General features: G+C 50.9%; 13 protein-coding genes and 1 pseudogene. 8 read left to right on the top strand and 6 right to left on the bottom strand.

From position 1 onward, the window contains the following. Window positions 1-27 precede the first annotated feature (27 nt). The gene (gene metC / locus NI40_RS18625) at window positions 28-1,215 is read left to right on the top strand and encodes a cystathionine beta-lyase (protein ID WP_039262935.1); all 1,188 of its coding nucleotides are present in this window, start codon (window positions 28-30) and stop codon (window positions 1,213-1,215) included. 143 nt (window positions 1,216-1,358) lie between these two features. Next, window positions 1,359-2,018 (top strand): DedA family general envelope maintenance protein YghB, encoded by a 660-nt coding sequence (gene yghB, locus NI40_RS18630; RefSeq protein WP_039262934.1) that lies wholly within the window; start codon window positions 1,359-1,361, stop codon window positions 2,016-2,018. A 44-nt stretch (window positions 2,019-2,062) separates the two neighbouring features. On the opposite strand, the gene NI40_RS18635 is transcribed toward yghB, so the two are convergent. Continuing rightward, the gene (locus tag NI40_RS18635) at window positions 2,063-2,962 is read right to left on the bottom strand and encodes an AraC family transcriptional regulator (RefSeq protein WP_033146645.1); all 900 of its coding nucleotides are present in this window, start codon (window positions 2,960-2,962) and stop codon (window positions 2,063-2,065) included. Between the two features lie 195 nt (window positions 2,963-3,157). Here NI40_RS18635 and yqhD point away from each other — a divergent pair, with 195 nt between their 5' ends. Then, window positions 3,158-4,321 carry an alcohol dehydrogenase gene (gene yqhD, locus NI40_RS18640; RefSeq protein WP_039262933.1) on the top strand — a complete coding sequence of 388 codons (1,164 nt, stop codon included), beginning with the start codon at window positions 3,158-3,160 and terminating at the stop codon, window positions 4,319-4,321. A 105-nt stretch (window positions 4,322-4,426) separates the two neighbouring features. Beyond that, window positions 4,427-5,254 carry a 2,5-didehydrogluconate reductase DkgA gene (gene dkgA, locus NI40_RS18645; protein ID WP_023309179.1) on the top strand — a complete coding sequence of 276 codons (828 nt, stop codon included), beginning with the start codon at window positions 4,427-4,429 and terminating at the stop codon, window positions 5,252-5,254. A 41-nt stretch (window positions 5,255-5,295) separates the two neighbouring features. Here the strand turns inward: dkgA and NI40_RS18650 are convergent, their stop codons facing one another. From NI40_RS18650 to NI40_RS18665, 4 genes and pseudogenes are all read right to left on the bottom strand, one after another. After that, window positions 5,296-5,670: a carboxypeptidase-like regulatory domain-containing protein gene (locus NI40_RS18650; protein WP_226852674.1), complete on the bottom strand. Its 375-nt coding sequence runs from the start codon at window positions 5,668-5,670 to the stop codon at window positions 5,296-5,298. Window positions 5,671-5,811: 141 nt separating this feature from the next. After that, window positions 5,812-6,822: pseudogene (locus NI40_RS18655) on the bottom strand (radical SAM protein); the annotation flags it as partial. A 114-nt stretch (window positions 6,823-6,936) separates the two neighbouring features. After that, window positions 6,937-7,266 carry a hypothetical protein gene (locus tag NI40_RS18660; RefSeq protein ID WP_000140246.1) on the bottom strand — a complete coding sequence of 110 codons (330 nt, stop codon included), beginning with the start codon at window positions 7,264-7,266 and terminating at the stop codon, window positions 6,937-6,939. Window positions 7,267-7,470: 204 nt separating this feature from the next. Continuing rightward, complete coding sequence (locus NI40_RS18665) at window positions 7,471-10,746, bottom strand: P-loop NTPase fold protein (protein WP_023314849.1); 3,276 nt, start codon at window positions 10,744-10,746, stop codon at window positions 7,471-7,473. A gap of 858 nt (window positions 10,747-11,604) precedes the next feature. Here NI40_RS18665 and NI40_RS18670 point away from each other — a divergent pair. After that, window positions 11,605-11,901, top strand: a complete 297-nt coding sequence (locus NI40_RS18670; protein ID WP_023314851.1) for a helix-turn-helix transcriptional regulator — start codon at window positions 11,605-11,607, stop codon at window positions 11,899-11,901. A 423-nt stretch (window positions 11,902-12,324) separates the two neighbouring features. Next, a complete protein-coding gene (gene acuR, locus NI40_RS18675) occupies window positions 12,325-12,981 on the top strand; it encodes an acrylate utilization transcriptional regulator AcuR (RefSeq protein WP_023280966.1) in 657 nt (218 codons plus the stop codon). Between the two features lie 62 nt (window positions 12,982-13,043). On the opposite strand, the gene acuI is transcribed toward acuR, so the two are convergent. Then, entirely contained in the window at window positions 13,044-14,027 is a 984-nt protein-coding gene (gene acuI, locus NI40_RS18680; RefSeq protein WP_023280857.1) for an acrylyl-CoA reductase (NADPH), read from the bottom strand. A gap of 400 nt (window positions 14,028-14,427) precedes the next feature. Between acuI and NI40_RS18685 the strand changes: the two genes are divergently transcribed. Together NI40_RS18685 and frmR are read left to right on the top strand one after the other, a co-directional pair. After that, a protein-coding gene (locus NI40_RS18685; RefSeq protein ID WP_223195083.1) for an IS1 family transposase occupies window positions 14,428-15,125 on the top strand; the annotation gives its coding sequence in 2 pieces (ribosomal slippage) (window positions 14,428-14,677 and window positions 14,677-15,125; 699 coding nt in all). A 113-nt stretch (window positions 15,126-15,238) separates the two neighbouring features. Then, window positions 15,239-15,514 (top strand): formaldehyde-responsive transcriptional repressor FrmR, encoded by a 276-nt coding sequence (gene frmR / locus NI40_RS18690; RefSeq protein WP_017384071.1) that lies wholly within the window; start codon window positions 15,239-15,241, stop codon window positions 15,512-15,514. Window positions 15,515-15,543 lie beyond the last annotated feature (29 nt).

Consider the following 15,543-nt stretch of genomic DNA (forward strand, 5'->3'; position numbering starts at 1 on the left):
AGACGTATAAAAACAGGGTTAGCGAACATGACAAAGAAGCATCTTGATACCACGCTGGTACAGGCAGGACGCAGCAAAAAATATACGCAGGGATCGGTCAACAGCGTGATTCAACGAGCCTCCTCGCTGGTATTTGATACCGTAGAGGAGAAAAAAATCGCCACGCGCAATCGCGCGAAAGGTGGGCTGTTTTATGGCCGTCGCGGCACGCTAACCCATTTCTCTCTTCAGGAAGCGATGTGCGAGCTGGAAGGCGGCGCGGGCTGCGCGCTGTTCCCGTGCGGGGCGGCGGCAGTCGCCAACACCATTCTGGCGTTTGTGGAACAGGGCGACCATATCCTGATGACCAACACCGCCTACGAGCCCAGCCAGGACTTCTGCACCAAAATCCTCAGCAAGCTCGGCGTAACGACCGGCTGGTTCGACCCGCTGATCGGTGAAGGCATTGCCGAACTTATTCAGCCAAACACGCGCATTGTGTTCCTGGAATCTCCGGGATCGCTCACCATGGAAGTTCACGACGTACCGGCTATCGTGAAAGCCGTGCGCAGCAAAGCGCCAGAGGCGATCGTGATGATCGACAACACCTGGGCGGCGGGCGTGCTGTTTAAAGCCCTGGAGTTCGACATTGATATCTCGATTCAGGCGGCGACGAAATACCTGATAGGCCACTCTGACGGCATGATTGGCACCGCGGTTTCCAACGCGCGCTGCTGGGATCAGCTGCGTGAAAATGCCTACCTGATGGGCCAGATGGTGGATGCAGATACGGCCTACATGACCAGCCGCGGACTCCGCACGCTGGGCGTTCGCCTGCGTCAGCACCATGAAAGCAGCCTGAAGGTGGCCGAATGGCTGGCGCAGCATCCGCTGGTTGAGCGCGTGAATCATCCCGCGCTACCGGGCAGTAAAGGCCACGAATTCTGGCAGCGTGACTTTACGGGCAGCAGCGGTCTGTTCTCGTTCGTGCTGAAAAAGCGGCTAAATAACGACGAGCTGGCGAGCTATCTGGATAATTTTACCCTCTTCAGCATGGCCTACTCCTGGGGCGGTTTTGAATCTCTGATCCTGCCTAACCAGCCGGAACAGGTTGCGGCTCTGCGTCCCGGCGGTGAAGTGGACTTCAGCGGTACCCTGATTCGACTGCATATCGGTTTAGAAAACGTTGACGATCTGATTGCCGATTTAGCAGCAGGGTTCGAGCGTATCGTGTAGAGTGCTGGCTGAAAATGTACTCCCTGGACGCTTTTGTGGACACCGCAAGCAGAAAAGTCTGCATGAGTTGCGCCCGGGATCAAACCCGACGGGCGAATAAGGGAGTACAATAGCGCTATATCTGCTGTTCCACAGGAAAGTCCATGGCTGTTATTCAAGATATTATCGCGGCGCTCTGGCATCACGACTTTGCCGCGCTGGCGGATCCTCACGTCGTCGGTATCGTTTACCTCGTGATGTTCGCAACTCTGTTTCTGGAAAATGGATTACTGCCAGCCTCTTTTTTACCCGGTGACAGCCTGCTTTTACTTGCCGGGGCGTTAATCGGGAAAGGCGTCATGGACTTCACGCCAACGATGGTTATTCTCACCTCCGCAGCCAGCCTGGGCTGCTGGCTGAGCTATCTGCAGGGCCGCTGGCTCGGGAATACCCGCGTCGTGAAAGGCTGGCTGGCGCAGTTACCGCATAAATATCATCAGCGTGCGACCTGCATGTTCGACAGGCACGGCCTGCTGGCACTGTTGGCGGGGCGTTTCCTCGCGTTTGTTCGCACGCTTCTGCCAACGATGGCGGGCATTTCCGGTCTGTCAAACCGCCGCTTTCAGTTCTTCAACTGGCTCAGCGCCCTGCTGTGGGTGGGTGTGGTCACCACGCTCGGCTACGCGCTGAATATGATCCCCTTTGTGAAACACCATGAAGATCAGGTGATGACATTCCTGATGGTGCTGCCGATGTTCCTGCTGGTGGCAGGACTGGTGGGAACCATCGCGGTAGTGATTAAGAAGAAGTACTGCAGCGCCTGATCCCCTCACCCTGACCCTCTCCCCATAGGGGAGAGGGGAAAAGCTTAAGCTCCCTGCATGGTTCGGATGCGTGATGCATCCTCTCCCGGCGTGACGCCGAAATAGCGCTTAAACTCCCGACTGAACTGCGACGCACTTTCGTAACCCACCCGCATCGCCGCCGCGCTGGCCTTCATGCCGTCGTGGATCATCAGCATCCGCGCCTTATGCAGCCGGTAGGTTTTAAGGTACTGCAGCGGCGAGGTGCTGGTTACCGACTTGAAGTTATGGTGAAACGCCGAGACGCTCATGTTCGCTTCCGCCGCCAGCTGGTCGACGCTGAGGTTTTCCGTGTACTGGCTTTCGATACGCTTGAGCACGCGGCTTATCAGGCTGAAGTGGGTCTGTCGGCTCACCAGAGCCAGTAACGCCCCGCCGCCCGGGCCCAGCAGCACGTGGTAGAGAATTTCGCGGACGATCTGCTTGCCCAGAATACGCGCGTCCAGCGGCCTTTCCATCACGTCCAGCAGACGCTCAATGGCGCAGAGGATCTCTTCCGACAGCGTCGCCGAGTTAATCCCGCTCGACGCCATAGACGGCTGGAAGAATTCGTCTTCGCCAATATCCATCAGCAGCTCCTGCAGCTGAAGAATATCGACGTTGACGCGAATACCGGCCAGCGGAACGGCCTCTGTCGCGAAGGTTTCACATTCGAAGGGTAAAGGTACCGTCAGGAGCAGATATTCATTGGTGTCGTAGCGGAACACGCGCTCGTTGATATAGCCAATTTTATGGCCCGAGAAGAGAAAAACGATGCCCGGCTGGTACATGACCGGCGTGCGCGTCCCGGGCTGCGTGCCGTAGAGCAGGCGAATGTCAGGAAGCAGATCGCTGACACCATTTTCTTTATCTATCAGTCTTTTAATCTGCGCAGTGAGCTGATGGCAGATCGCTTCACGGTTCATATTACGTTACTCCGGGTACGGTTTCCGACGTTGACAGTGTGCGTCGTTTTCCGCGCTTTCTCCAGCGCTCTGTAGAAATGGGCAAGACATCGGCAGGAATGTGCATTGAGAGGATAGTCCCGGACAGACACAATGTGCAGCATCAGGTCGCCCTCTGCGCCACCACGGTTTTTCACCCACTAAAGGGAACGAGCAATGAACAACTTTAATCTTCACACCCCAACCCGCATTCTGTTTGGTAAAGACGCTATCGCCGATCTGCGCGCGCAGATCCCCGCTGACGCCCGCGTGCTGATCACCTACGGTGGCGGCAGCGTGAAAAAAACCGGCGTGCTGGATCAGGTTTACAGCGCCCTGGACGGTCTGGACGTGCGTGAGTTCGGCGGCATCGAGCCAAATCCGTCTTACGAAACGCTAATGAACGCGGTGAAAATTGCCCGCGAAGAAAATATCACCTTCCTGCTGGCCGTCGGCGGCGGCTCCGTGCTGGACGGCACCAAGTTCATCGCGGCGGCAGCGCACTACGCTGGCGGCATCGATCCGTGGCACATTCTGGAAACCCGCGGCAGCGACATTAAAAGCGCCATCCCGATGGGCTCCGTGCTGACCCTGCCGGCCACCGGTTCTGAATCCAACAAGGGCGCGGTGATCTCCCGTAAAACGACCGGCGACAAACAGGCCTTTATGAACGAACACGTTCAGCCTGTGTTCGCGATCCTGGATCCGGTTTACACCTACACCCTGCCTGCGCGTCAGGTGGCGAACGGCGTGGTCGATGCCTTTGTTCATACCGTTGAGCAGTACGTCACGTATCCGGTAGATGCCAAAATTCAGGATCGATTCGCGGAAGGCATTCTGCTGACGCTCGTCGAAGAAGGTCCGAAAGCGCTGAAAGAGCCGGAAAACTACGACGTTCGTGCCAACGTCATGTGGGCGGCAACGCAGGCGCTGAACGGCCTGATCGGGGCTGGCGTGCCGCAGGACTGGGCAACCCATATGCTGGGCCACGAGCTGACGGCGATGCACGGTCTGGACCACGCTCAGACGCTGGCCGTTGTGCTGCCTGCCCTGTGGAACGAAAAACGCGATACCAAGCGCGCCAAGCTGCTGCAGTACGCCGAGCGCGTGTGGAACATCACCGAGGGTTCTGACGATGCGCGTATTGATGCCGCCATCGAAGCGACCCGCAGCTTCTTTGAAGGTCTGGGCGTGCCAACGCGTCTGTCCGGCTACGGCCTGGACGGCAGCTCCATCCCTGCCCTGCTGGCGAAACTCGAAGAGCACGGCATGACCCACCTGGGCGAGCACGGCGATATTACGCTCGACGTGAGCCGTCGCATCTACGAAGCGGCACGCTAAGCGTTTTTGCCCTCCCGACTTTCGTTTTTTGACATTTCGTCCAGACTTAATGCACACCCCATCGCCGGAGGAACACTCCGGCGATGCGCACCTGAAGGAGGAAAAATGGCAAACCAAACCGTAATCAAGCTGCAGGACGGCAACGTGATGCCCCAGCTGGGGCTAGGTGTATGGAAAGCCGGTAACGACGAGGTCGTCTCCGCCATTCATAAAGCCCTGGAAGTCGGCTATCGGTCCATTGATACCGCCGCCGCATATAAAAACGAGGACGGCGTGGGTAAGGCACTTGCCAGCGCCGGCGTCCCCCGCGATGAGTTATTCATCACCACGAAACTGTGGAACGACGATCAAAAACGTCCCCGCGAAGCGCTGGAGGAGAGCCTGGAGAAACTCCAGCTCGATTTCGTCGATCTCTGGCTGATGCACTGGCCGGTTCCGGCTATCGATCACTACGTTGATGCCTGGAAAGGGATGATTGAACTGCAGAAAGAGGGGCTGGTGAAAAGCATCGGCGTCTGTAATTTCCAGGTTCATCACCTGCAGCGGCTGATTGACGAGACTGGCGTTGCACCAGTGATTAACCAGATCGAGCTGCACCCACTGATGCAGCAGCGCCAGCTACACGCCTGGAACGCTACGCATAAAATCCAGACCGAGTCCTGGAGCCCGCTGGCGCAGGGCGGCGAAGGGGTGTTTGATCAAAAGATTATCCGTGAGCTGGCGGATAAATACGGTAAAACCCCGGCGCAAATCGTCATTCGCTGGCATCTGGACAACGGCCTGGTGGTCATCCCGAAATCGGTCACGCCATCGCGCATCGCCGAGAACTTCGACGTCTGGGATTTCCGTCTGGACAAAGAAGAGCTGGGTGAGATTGCGAAGCTGGATAAGGGTAAACGGCTTGGGCCGGACCCGGATCAGTTTGGCGGATAACACCTAAAACGAGCCCGGTCTTGCGCCGGGCTCGTTTTAATCTATAAACCGGACTGACATCTCGCTTCTCCGGGAAGGTCAGGCAATGTGCAAATAACGTTATACACTTTCCCTTCAAGGTTATGTGGCCCACCGAGACCGCCGCCTGCTTCTGCTTCATATTCCTTTCCGTTGACGCTTATCTGGAGCGGGGTGTGATAAATCCAGTCCATCGGACCTATTGGCAGAAAAAAGATCCACTCATGCTGGCTCTGAAAAGCAAAATGACCGTTGTGGTCAGAAAGCGTCTGCTCCCTCTCTAATATTATTTTTGCGCCCGGGACAGGCTTACCTACGCTATCGATTAGACGTCCTTCCACTTCTGGCTGCGTCTGGCGGTGCATTACACAACCGCATAGCGTCAGGCCAATCAGCATCGCTCCTGTTAACTTCCTTATTTTCATTTTGGGACTCCTACCCTTATGCAGAAAAAAGCCGGGTGGCGGCTTCGCCTTACCCGGCCTACGCGCCGACCTGTAGGCCCGGTAAGCGCAGCGCCACCGGGTTTTGTTACATGTTTAACCGATCTTACGTTTTACGTTCTTCTTCGTTCCCGCTCCACCGTTCGAACGCTGATGCATAATCGGCGTGTGCTTGGTCAGCGCCGGGCGCGTATTGCGGTTCTGGCGACGCGCTTCGCGCATCTCATCCAGCGTCGGGGCCGGTACCAGGCAGTCGCGGCGCGAGCCGATCAGGTGTTTTTTACCCATCTCTTCCAGCGCCTGACGGATCAGCGGCCAGTTTTTCGGATCGTGGTAGCGCAGCAGCGCTTTATGCAGACGGCGCTGTTTATCCCCTTTCGGCACCACCACCTCTTCACTCTTGTAGCCAATCTTACTCAGCGGGTTCTTGCCGGTGTAATACATGGTCGTCGAGTTAGCGAGCGGTGACGGATAGAAGTTCTGCACCTGATCCAGGCGGAAGCGACGCTGCTTCAGCCACAGCGCCAGGTTCACCATGTCCTCATCGCGCGTGCCCGGGTGCGCGGAGATGAAGTAAGGGATCAGGTACTGCTCTTTACCCGCCTGCTTTGAATAGGTATCGAACAGCTCTTTAAAGCGATCGTAGCTGCCCATGCCCGGCTTCATCATTTTCGACAGCGGGCCTTCCTCGGTGTGCTCCGGCGCAATCTTCAGATAGCCGCCGACGTGGTGCGTCGCCAGCTCTTTGATGTAGCGAGGATCTTCCACGGCGATGTCGTAACGTACCCCGGACGCGATCAGGATCTTCTTGATGCCCTTCAGGTCGCGCGCGCGGCGGTAGAGGTTGATCGTCGGCTCGTGGTTAGTGTCCATATGCTCGCAAATGCTCGGATAGACGCAGGAGAGGCGACGGCAGGTTTGCTCCGCGCGCGGCGACTTGCAGCGCAGCATGTACATGTTCGCGGTTGGGCCGCCAAGGTCGGAAATCACGCCGGTAAAGCCCGGCACCGAGTCGCGAATCGCTTCGATCTCATTGATGATCGAATCTTCAGAGCGGCTCTGGATAATACGCCCTTCGTGTTCGGTAATGGAGCAGAGCGAGCACCCTATAATTCTGATCATTTAGAAATTTTTTTGCGTTTAAAATCAATGAATTGAAAGATTTCATTTTTCTAAGTCTGATAAAACAGATGAAAACCCAACTGACTATACTCATAAAACTCAATCTTTGCGCTGCTGTACGATACCAGTAATTACAGGCGCCGAGTTTAACATCATGAAAAGTAGCCCAATAATGAATGACGCAACGCCAGCTGCGGTGCCTAACTTCTGACTGAACACCATTGAAACAAAGTACATATTTGGGATAAAAACGGACATAGCAATCACGAAAAGTAACTTATTCAGATAATTATTTATTCGGGTCTTAACCTCAACTCTATCATAAAAAGCCATCGAAACGTAAGCAGTTATCAGTGAATAAAAAGACCATGTCATATAGTTAACCGATTCATTAAATGCCTCTCGCAAAAGCAAAGCACTTTCTGTCATTCCCTACCTCATTAAATCAATAGAAAATAAATCTGAATAATTTATTTTTAAAAGAAAAGAACACAACATAACTTCAGTAGTTATGATTAATCCCTGAATGATTATTTCTTAGCAAGATATAACATGCTTAATGTATATCAGGCAATAAAAAAACTCCCAAAGACCACCGCTGTGGTCTTCAGGTATAGGATTTAAAGAACGAACTCAGTCCGGAAACGTATCACTATCTTCTGTAACGTCCGCTTTCTCTGGTAACATTCTGTTTTTAATATACTGTGAATTCCTGCAGATGAGAGGAAAAATCTCCGAGTTATTCATTATACAACTCGTTGCCGTACGGGCGTCCTCCGGAGACCATGATGAAAATGAAAACGTCTGACGGTCAAGCCATTGAGACAATAATACATTATCAACAGAAGCGCTAAACAGCGCCGCAATAGCCCTGCGTTCAACGGCCTTCTCAGGTTCAATAAACGACAACTCATTATGAAAACGGGTAATAATCGCAATACGGCTGTCAATACGAATATGTCTTTCAAGTAAGACATCGTGCAACTCATCAAGTACAGTCTCTCTCTGGGTATCGTCGAGGCAAGACCACAGGAAATGAATGTTCTCGGCATTTGTGACAACGTCTGGCTCTGCATCACGGAACCATGATGCAAAGATACCCACACTACCTTCCATCCGGATATGCTGCCCCTGAAGTTGCATTTGTTCAAGGATAAAGCGCATGTTCACAGGAAGAACCGTAAAACACTCAATAAGCCTTTCAGAAGAACTAAATACTCCACATGCCAGGGCGTTCAGCTTTTTCTTCAAAATATCAAACTGCTCACCTGACTGATATACGTCATGGAGAAATACTGGACCCATAGCATTCACATCAGACTCAATTATTTTCTCTGACAGTGCTTTTTGACGCTCTCGCACAAATATTAAAAGAGAGGTTGCATTTGTAGCTTCTTTGATGACGTCATACTGACCTTTAACAAAGCTCAGGACAGGTATATTCACCAGAAGACCTAAATCAACAATCCTGCCAACAGCATTTTTGATGTACGGCAGAACATTTTTATCCTTAAGTGCTATAAAGATACTCTCGGCAGTACGTAGATAACGAAGATATGCAGCCAAAGCCAGGTCAAACCGTTCCTCACCAATATGTTCACTGTACGACTCGATACCGGCATAGTTACCATGGAGCACCATGTGAGCAACAGCCTGTGCAGCAAATTCCGCAGGGAAGAGATTCCTCGTCGCCGTATTATTAAGATAATATTGATTTAAAACATTATTATTCCAGTCCGGGCTCAGAACAATTTTTCTGAAATGGATAACGTCCTCAACAACCTGACGATTTTTAAGCGTCATTATTGCAGAGCTAACCTGAGCCCCACCTGTACCATCATTCTTTCCAATTACGTTCTGTACCGCCTTCGATGCAATATTGATATGCCGGATAATTCCCGGATTAAAAAGGTCTATCTGAGGTTGCTCAGCTCCATAGCGTAACATCTCCTCCCGACCGTGATTTCCGATATCTAGTGTGCCAATTTTCAGGTTTGACAAGGTCTCTTCATTATTGACAAGGTATTCCACATAAAATACGCCATCTACAAAATTCTCCATTTTATTCAGTAGTGATTCACCGGCCAGAACAGAGTATGAATCAGCTTCCTGCAGCAACGTCTGCGTGGATTCAGCCTCCAATTTTTCTGAATCCTGAATTTCATCAAGTTTACTCACAATAAACGATATTTGCCTTTCGACGAAAGGCTCTAGGCTTATCCGCCCGTCAGCCATCAGTTTCTGCAGACTCAATACGAAACCTTCATCATTCTTTTCTCTGAGTGAAACAGCATAACTCTGATTCAGCATTTGCACTGCGACTTTGAGTTGCGGTTCGGCGAGAGCCTGACACTTCTCATCCATCCGGCTATAAGAAACCAGCCAGTCTCGCATCTGAATATGTGGTGCCACTCGCTGCCATGCTTCAGCGAAACCCCACAAGGCCGTCAGTTCTTCAAGCCGTGGGATATTTATAGCACCAATCGCGTCTTTAAGAGGCGTATCAAGCAACTCGCTCCTGGCAAGCTCCACCGTGGACTGATAGTGGATGCTCATCAGAAATTCGCTCCATCTTTCTGTATCGTTATTAAAAATTCGGGATATTTGTTGATAAGTTAGCGAGAGCATCTCGTCAAAATCATCCGGAGCAATACCGGGTTCGGTCTGACTAGCTTTGGGATCGCGAAGTAATACTTTAATATCTCGCTCCCCGTATCTGACCACCAGTAAGTAGAGAGCAATAAGAATATGGCGATGATCTTCTGTTGCAGGAACGGTAAGGTTCAGAATATGAATATCATTAACAAACTTCTTCATTAATCGCGGTGTGATACGAGGATACTCAGAGGGTTTCCAGCGCTCAAGCAACACCGTTGCTTCCCGGCACGCTATCCCTGCATCCTCATTTACTGTTTCTTTCCAGTACTGCCTTAACGCTTCCTGCCATCCTGCCGAAATAAGAGGAGGAACCTGAAAACTTACAGGAATCCGCTTTGCAATAAACTCACGCCCGCTGAAACCCGCCACAGAAAGTGAGGCTGAAACCTGTCTTGCCGAATAGGGCACCACTATCCTGAAGTGTTCATGAGTGGCTCCGGCAATAAGCTCCATATCACTCCAGAGCTCTTTCACTTTGTCTGCACTGATTCGGTCCAGATTATCAATGATAAGGATGAAGCGATCTCCATGGGAAATGACCTCTTTGGAGGTAAATCCCTGCAGAGCTTCAGCCAGCTCAATAGCTCCGACCTCCTTATTAACTAGCCAAGTCTCTTCAATCCTGTCAGTACTGTTGCGTTTGAACAAATCACCAATACTCGAATACCCTTTCTTTCTGTACCATTCCATGTTCTGCAGGCATGCCAGTCCTGCGACCATAATGGCAGGAGAAAGAAACGCGGCCACCTCAACATAAAAAAGCCACCCTAATAATGACTCCTTGTTAGTAAAATATTGATTAAGGTCTGTTAGCACATAACGAAGCATCTGCACGGAAAGCAATGACAGTAAAATAAAAACGACGGTCAACCAGCTTAGCCTGCTGCTGACCCTCTTGTCGTATTCAACGATGTTACCCAGAGCCAGATTTTTATACTTATCCAACACATCCCGGGAGCCCGGACATTGTAGGCTGACCCCGTGGTGGATGACATCGATAAGCGCTTTTTTAGTTGAGCCATGATGGTAACGTTCTGCATCAAAGTTAATGAACGTAAAATCATCTTTAAGCTTTTTCTGCAGGAACTTCAATATTGTTGACTTACCTGAACCCAGCTCACCTTCCAGACCAATAATATTGACATCAGGTGTCCTGATGATCTGAGCCACATTCTCTGCAACTTTTTCATGACTGCTGCCTCTAAACATATCCTGGTCAGCGGGTGATTCCGTCTGCAATCGTAGAGTCATTCAGCAATTTCCTTCGTTATAACGTAAGATTCTTTCACTATTAGACACAGTACAGAGCCCACAGCAACCAAATGACTGCAGCCGGGGCAGTTTAGTTTTAAGCATGCATAAGCCGATTTCGATGGAATCCCTTTCACACAATAATATTGAATTGAAGCAATGAAAACATTAATGTGTTTGTTGTGACTAGCTGCAGGGGCCTGGAAGAAATTCCAAAGCCTGACAAACCGGAACAGGGCTTGCTCTGCTCCGGTTTTATCCAGTTCATCTTGAAGCCCTTGTTTTTGTTACATATCCCTGCTCACTCTTTCAGCCATTGTTAAGCTTCTTGTGTGTAATCTGCGAATAATACGGATGCAAAATTGATGCAATGGATTATACATACCTACAGCGCACGTTACGCTGAGCTGAATCGAATTTCAGAGAACGTTCTTCGCTATTACCCTGCCCAGCCAGTTGAACACATTTTATCATCCGGCCCCGAGAGTGACATGTTCTCTGCCTGGTACAGCCTTCATCAGAGTCAAACTAGACGTTATTTACAGGCAAAAGAAGACAGCTACAGAGTTTAAGTCTGACATTATTCGTGGCTGTGTCTGCCTTCGGAGTTTTCAGCTTATCCCGATAACAGCGGTTTTGAAAAATTGACGTTTTTTACACCGGTACATTGCCCGAACGCAATCTCCCCCGTAGCGAAATACCGCCCCGCAGAAAATCGTCCATGCTCGGCATGCCCCTGGAACATCAGCATCTTTTCAATAAAGGTTTTACAGCCTATAGTCTGTATAACACAAAATACACCTTACCTGCTGTATTACAGGGCGGTACTCCCTACTCAGTCTGCGAGGCAGGTCACTTATGAATAATCAGTTCCCGATAAAAACGCTGAACCAGCTCAGACCTGTGCTAATCGGGTTTCGCAAAATCAAGGGCTTCACGCAAAAAGATGTGTCTGAGAGGCTTGCCGTAACGCAGCAAACCTATGCCCGCCTGGAAGCAAACCCTGCTAGCGCCAGTATTGATCGTCTGTACAAGGTATTCAGTATTCTGGGCGTAGAAATAACGCTGTCATCTATTTCCCCTTCACCCTTCATTTCCCACACAGAGATGAGGGGGGCATTTGACAGCACTCCCGCCAGACGGGAGAAATGGTGACTATTAGAAGTTTGCTAGTTTTGTCGAATGACGCCAACTACATGTCCGCATCCATCGAGTAGTGGCTTCAAGCCACGATTGTCACTGCCTCCGCTGCCTTTTTCCAGTAACTCTCTCCTTTTAATTCTAATATTTAGGGGTGTCAACGCAAAGCAGAAACGGCACCTTCTTTGCGAGACAGAAATGACCTGTGATTGCCTGGCCGATTTATGGCAGCTAAGTGCGAGAAGCGGATATAGCGAATTCGCCATTGTACGGGATTAGCAGGTTTACTGAAGCAACCTGCGATGGCGTTATGGCAATAGTCAGTCCCCTGTCCAGTCGGCATAGGTGGCCACCTCGTCACCGCCGGGGATAAACTGATTGAAGCCTCCGCGCAAAATCACTTATTCTTTTCCGTTAATAAAATGCAGGAGCAAAGTCATGACTGGCGAAATTCGTGGGCGAGGCAGGCCACGAAAAACAGAGAGTACCTATACAGATACCCGTAATGACCTGATCCGAAGCGGGCTTGAACTGCTCACGCAGAATGGTTTTCTTTCAACGGGAGTCGATGCCATTGTCAAAAATGCCAGTGTTCCTAAAGGCTCATTTTATTACTATTTCAAGAGCAAAGAAGAGTATGCCCAGACTGTTCTGAGCGCCTATGACAGTTTCTTTGTGCATAAACTCCAAAAACATCTGTATGAATCATCCTTCACACCAATGATGCGTCTGGAAAATTTCATCGACGATGCCTGCGACGGCATTAAAAAGTACAATTTCACCCGGGGCTGTCTGGTTGGCAATATGATGCAGGAGAGTCCGGGTCTTCCACTGTCCTTTATCAAACAGCTCCACGAAATACTTGAGCGCTGGCAGGCGCTTGTGGCGTGCTGTCTGTCCGACGCGTTATCTTCGGGCGAAATCCGTTCCGATATGAATAATACGCAACTGGCGGCCATTTTCTGGAGCAGTTGGGAGGGTGCCGTAATGCGTGCCAAACTTTATTGCTCAACCCAGCCTGTGTACGACTTCTGGAGCTATTTCAAAAAGTCAGTACGCTATCAGCCCTCTAAGGACACGGCTGTTGAAAAGTAAAAAAGGGGCCGCAGCCCCTGATAATAATTATCAAACCCAGGCTGAGCCTGGCTTCCACTTCATTAGCTACACTGAATTACTGCCCGGCCACGAATTCCGCCACTCAGAAGTTTTTCGGCCACATTGATGGCATCACTCAGCGGATAAACGGTGGTCAGGCTATCCAGTCTGGACTCCGGTAAATACTGTACCGCCTGCTGCCAGATCGCCGCTCTTTTTTCCTTCGCGAACATGACACTGTCAATCCCTTTCAGCGTGACGCCACGCAGGATAAACGGAGCCACATTCCCCATTAGTTCCATCCCCTGTGCCATGCCGCAGGCTGCAACAATACTGCCATAACGCACCCCGGCGCATACATTGCAGAGCGTATGGCTACCGACTGTATCAATGGCGGCAGCCCAGCGTTCTTTCTGTAACGGTTTTCCGGGACAGGAGAGCTCGGAACGGTTAATAATCTCGTCCACACCGACCGTTTTATAGAGCCAGGCAGCCTCTTCCGGGCGTCCAGTAGACGCCGTAACGCGGTACCCCATTGATGCAAGGATCATGGCCGCAATGCTCCCGACGCCGCCGCTGGCACCGGTAACAAGTACCGGACCATCTTCAGGCTTAATACCATGATTCAGAAGTGCGTCTACGCACAGCATCGCGGTAAACCCAGCTGTTCCGATTGCCATTACGTGTTTGCCGTTAGCGCCAGCCGGGAGCGGCGTCAGCCAGTCTCCATTTACCCGTGCTTTTTCGGATAGTCCGCCCCAGTGTTTTTCCCCAACACCCCAGCCGGTCAGGAGAACCTTATCTCCGGCCTGATATTCGGGATGTGAACTGGCGGACACTGTACCGGTAAAATCAATGCCGGGCACCATGGGAAAGCGTCGGACGATTGGGCCCCGGCCCGTAATGGCCAGTGCGTCTTTGTAGTTGATGGATGAATAGTCAACATTGACCTCCACATCCCCCTGCGGTAGTTCACTTTCAGCGATTTCAGCAAGTTGCGCACTATAGCGTCCATCTGTTTTGTTGATTAATAAAGATTTAAACACGTTCACCTCGTTTGTCCGGGCGTTTACCGTTCAGTCATTAAGTCGTCAATAAATAATATTGACCGATCGTCTAATAATCAACACTACGATCCCAGTGCTTTGCCAGCATTCAAGAAACATTATTCATTTCATGCACTTAAAGCTGTCTTTTTTGACCGACATCAAACTGTATTCTGGTTTATCTGGTGCAGAGGGAAAATCAGCATCCCTGAAGATACATAGCTAATGCTTCAGAACACGGCTGATGATGCGATAAAACAACCAGGCTTTAATGAGTTAGTCTGAGCGGACCTTCGGCTCAGTAAATAGGTCCGCTCCGTGCCAAGAGCAGACGCTGGTAATTCGGGTAATGGTGCCAACTTACTGATTTAGTGTATGATGGTGTTTTTGAGGTGCTCCAGTGGCTTCTGTTTCTATCAGCTGTCCCTCCTGTTCAGCTACTGAAGGCGTGGTGCGTAACGGTAAAAGTACTGCCGGACATCAGCGCTATCTCTGCTCTCACTGCCGTAAAACATGGCAGCTACAGTTCACTTACACCGTCTCTCAGCCCGGTACACACCAGAAAATTATTGATATGGCCATGAATGGCGTCGGATGTCGCGCCAGTGCACGCATTATGGGCGTTGGCCTCAACACGATTTTACGACACTTAAAAAACTCAGGCCGCAGTCGGTAAACTCACGCATACAACCGGGCAGTGACGTCATTGTTTGCGCGGAAATGGACGAACAGTGGGGTTACGTCGGCGCTAAATCACGCCAGCGCTGGTTGTTTTACGCGTATGACAGGATACGGAGGACGGTTGTGGCGCACGTATTCGGTGAACGCACGTTGGTCACGCTGGAGCGTCTTCTGGGCCTGCTGTCGGCCTTTGAGGTCGTGGTATGGATGACGGATGGCTGGCCGCTTTATGAATCACGCCTGAAGGGAGAACTGCACGTTATCAGCAAGCGATATACGCAGCGCATTGAGCGGCATAACCTGAATCTGAGGCAGCATCTGGCAAGGCTGGGCAGGAAGTCACTGTCGTTCTCAAAATCGGTGGAGCTGCATGACAAAGTCATCGGGCATTATCTGAACATAAAACACTATCAGTAAGTTGGAGTCATTACCGGTGCTCTGATATATTTATTATACTATAGTGGGGTATGTGTTGATCTTAATGTAATACTCCCCTATAGTATAAGAAATACAGAGCAGTGAGGTAAGCAATGCCCAGTACTCCTGAAGAGAAAAAAAAGGTCCTAACCCGGGTTCGCCGTATCCGGGGTCAGATTGATGCTCTGGAAAGAGCACTTGAAAGTGGCGCTGAATGCCGTTCCGTTCTCCAGCAAATCGCCGCCGTCCGGGGCGCCGCTAACGGACTGATGGCAGAGGTGCTGGAGAGCCACATACGGGAAACCTTTGACCAGAATGACAGCTACAGTCATGAAGTCAGTAAATCAGTTGACGATACGATTGAGCTGGTTCGTGCCTATCTTAAATAGGTGAGGCCATTATTACATTGAGGATATAT

This window comes from Enterobacter sp. E20 (assembly GCF_000801755.2).
In the GTDB taxonomy this organism is placed as follows: domain Bacteria; phylum Pseudomonadota; class Gammaproteobacteria; order Enterobacterales; family Enterobacteriaceae; genus Enterobacter; species Enterobacter asburiae_B.

What these genes read in the sequence shown, in the direction of transcription:
- yghB (WP_039262934.1), top strand. Translation starts at nt 1,359, where the DNA reads ATGGCTGTTATTCAAGATATTATCGCGGCGCTCTGGCATCACGACTTT.
- frmR (WP_017384071.1), top strand. Translation starts at nt 15,239, where the DNA reads ATGCCCAGTACTCCTGAAGAGAAAAAAAAGGTCCTAACCCGGGTTCGC.
- metC (WP_039262935.1), top strand. Translation starts at nt 28, where the DNA reads ATGACAAAGAAGCATCTTGATACCACGCTGGTACAGGCAGGACGCAGC.
- NI40_RS18635 (WP_033146645.1), bottom strand. Translation starts at nt 2,962, where the DNA reads ATGAACCGTGAAGCGATCTGCCATCAGCTCACTGCGCAGATTAAAAGA.
- yqhD (WP_039262933.1), top strand. Translation starts at nt 3,158, where the DNA reads ATGAACAACTTTAATCTTCACACCCCAACCCGCATTCTGTTTGGTAAA.
- NI40_RS18660 (WP_000140246.1), bottom strand. Translation starts at nt 7,266, where the DNA reads ATGACAGAAAGTGCTTTGCTTTTGCGAGAGGCATTTAATGAATCGGTT.
- dkgA (WP_023309179.1), top strand. Translation starts at nt 4,427, where the DNA reads ATGGCAAACCAAACCGTAATCAAGCTGCAGGACGGCAACGTGATGCCC.
- NI40_RS18665 (WP_023314849.1), bottom strand. Translation starts at nt 10,746, where the DNA reads ATGACTCTACGATTGCAGACGGAATCACCCGCTGACCAGGATATGTTT.
- NI40_RS18650 (WP_226852674.1), bottom strand. Translation starts at nt 5,670, where the DNA reads ATGCTGATTGGCCTGACGCTATGCGGTTGTGTAATGCACCGCCAGACG.
- acuR (WP_023280966.1), top strand. Translation starts at nt 12,325, where the DNA reads ATGACTGGCGAAATTCGTGGGCGAGGCAGGCCACGAAAAACAGAGAGT.
- NI40_RS18670 (WP_023314851.1), top strand. Translation starts at nt 11,605, where the DNA reads ATGAATAATCAGTTCCCGATAAAAACGCTGAACCAGCTCAGACCTGTG.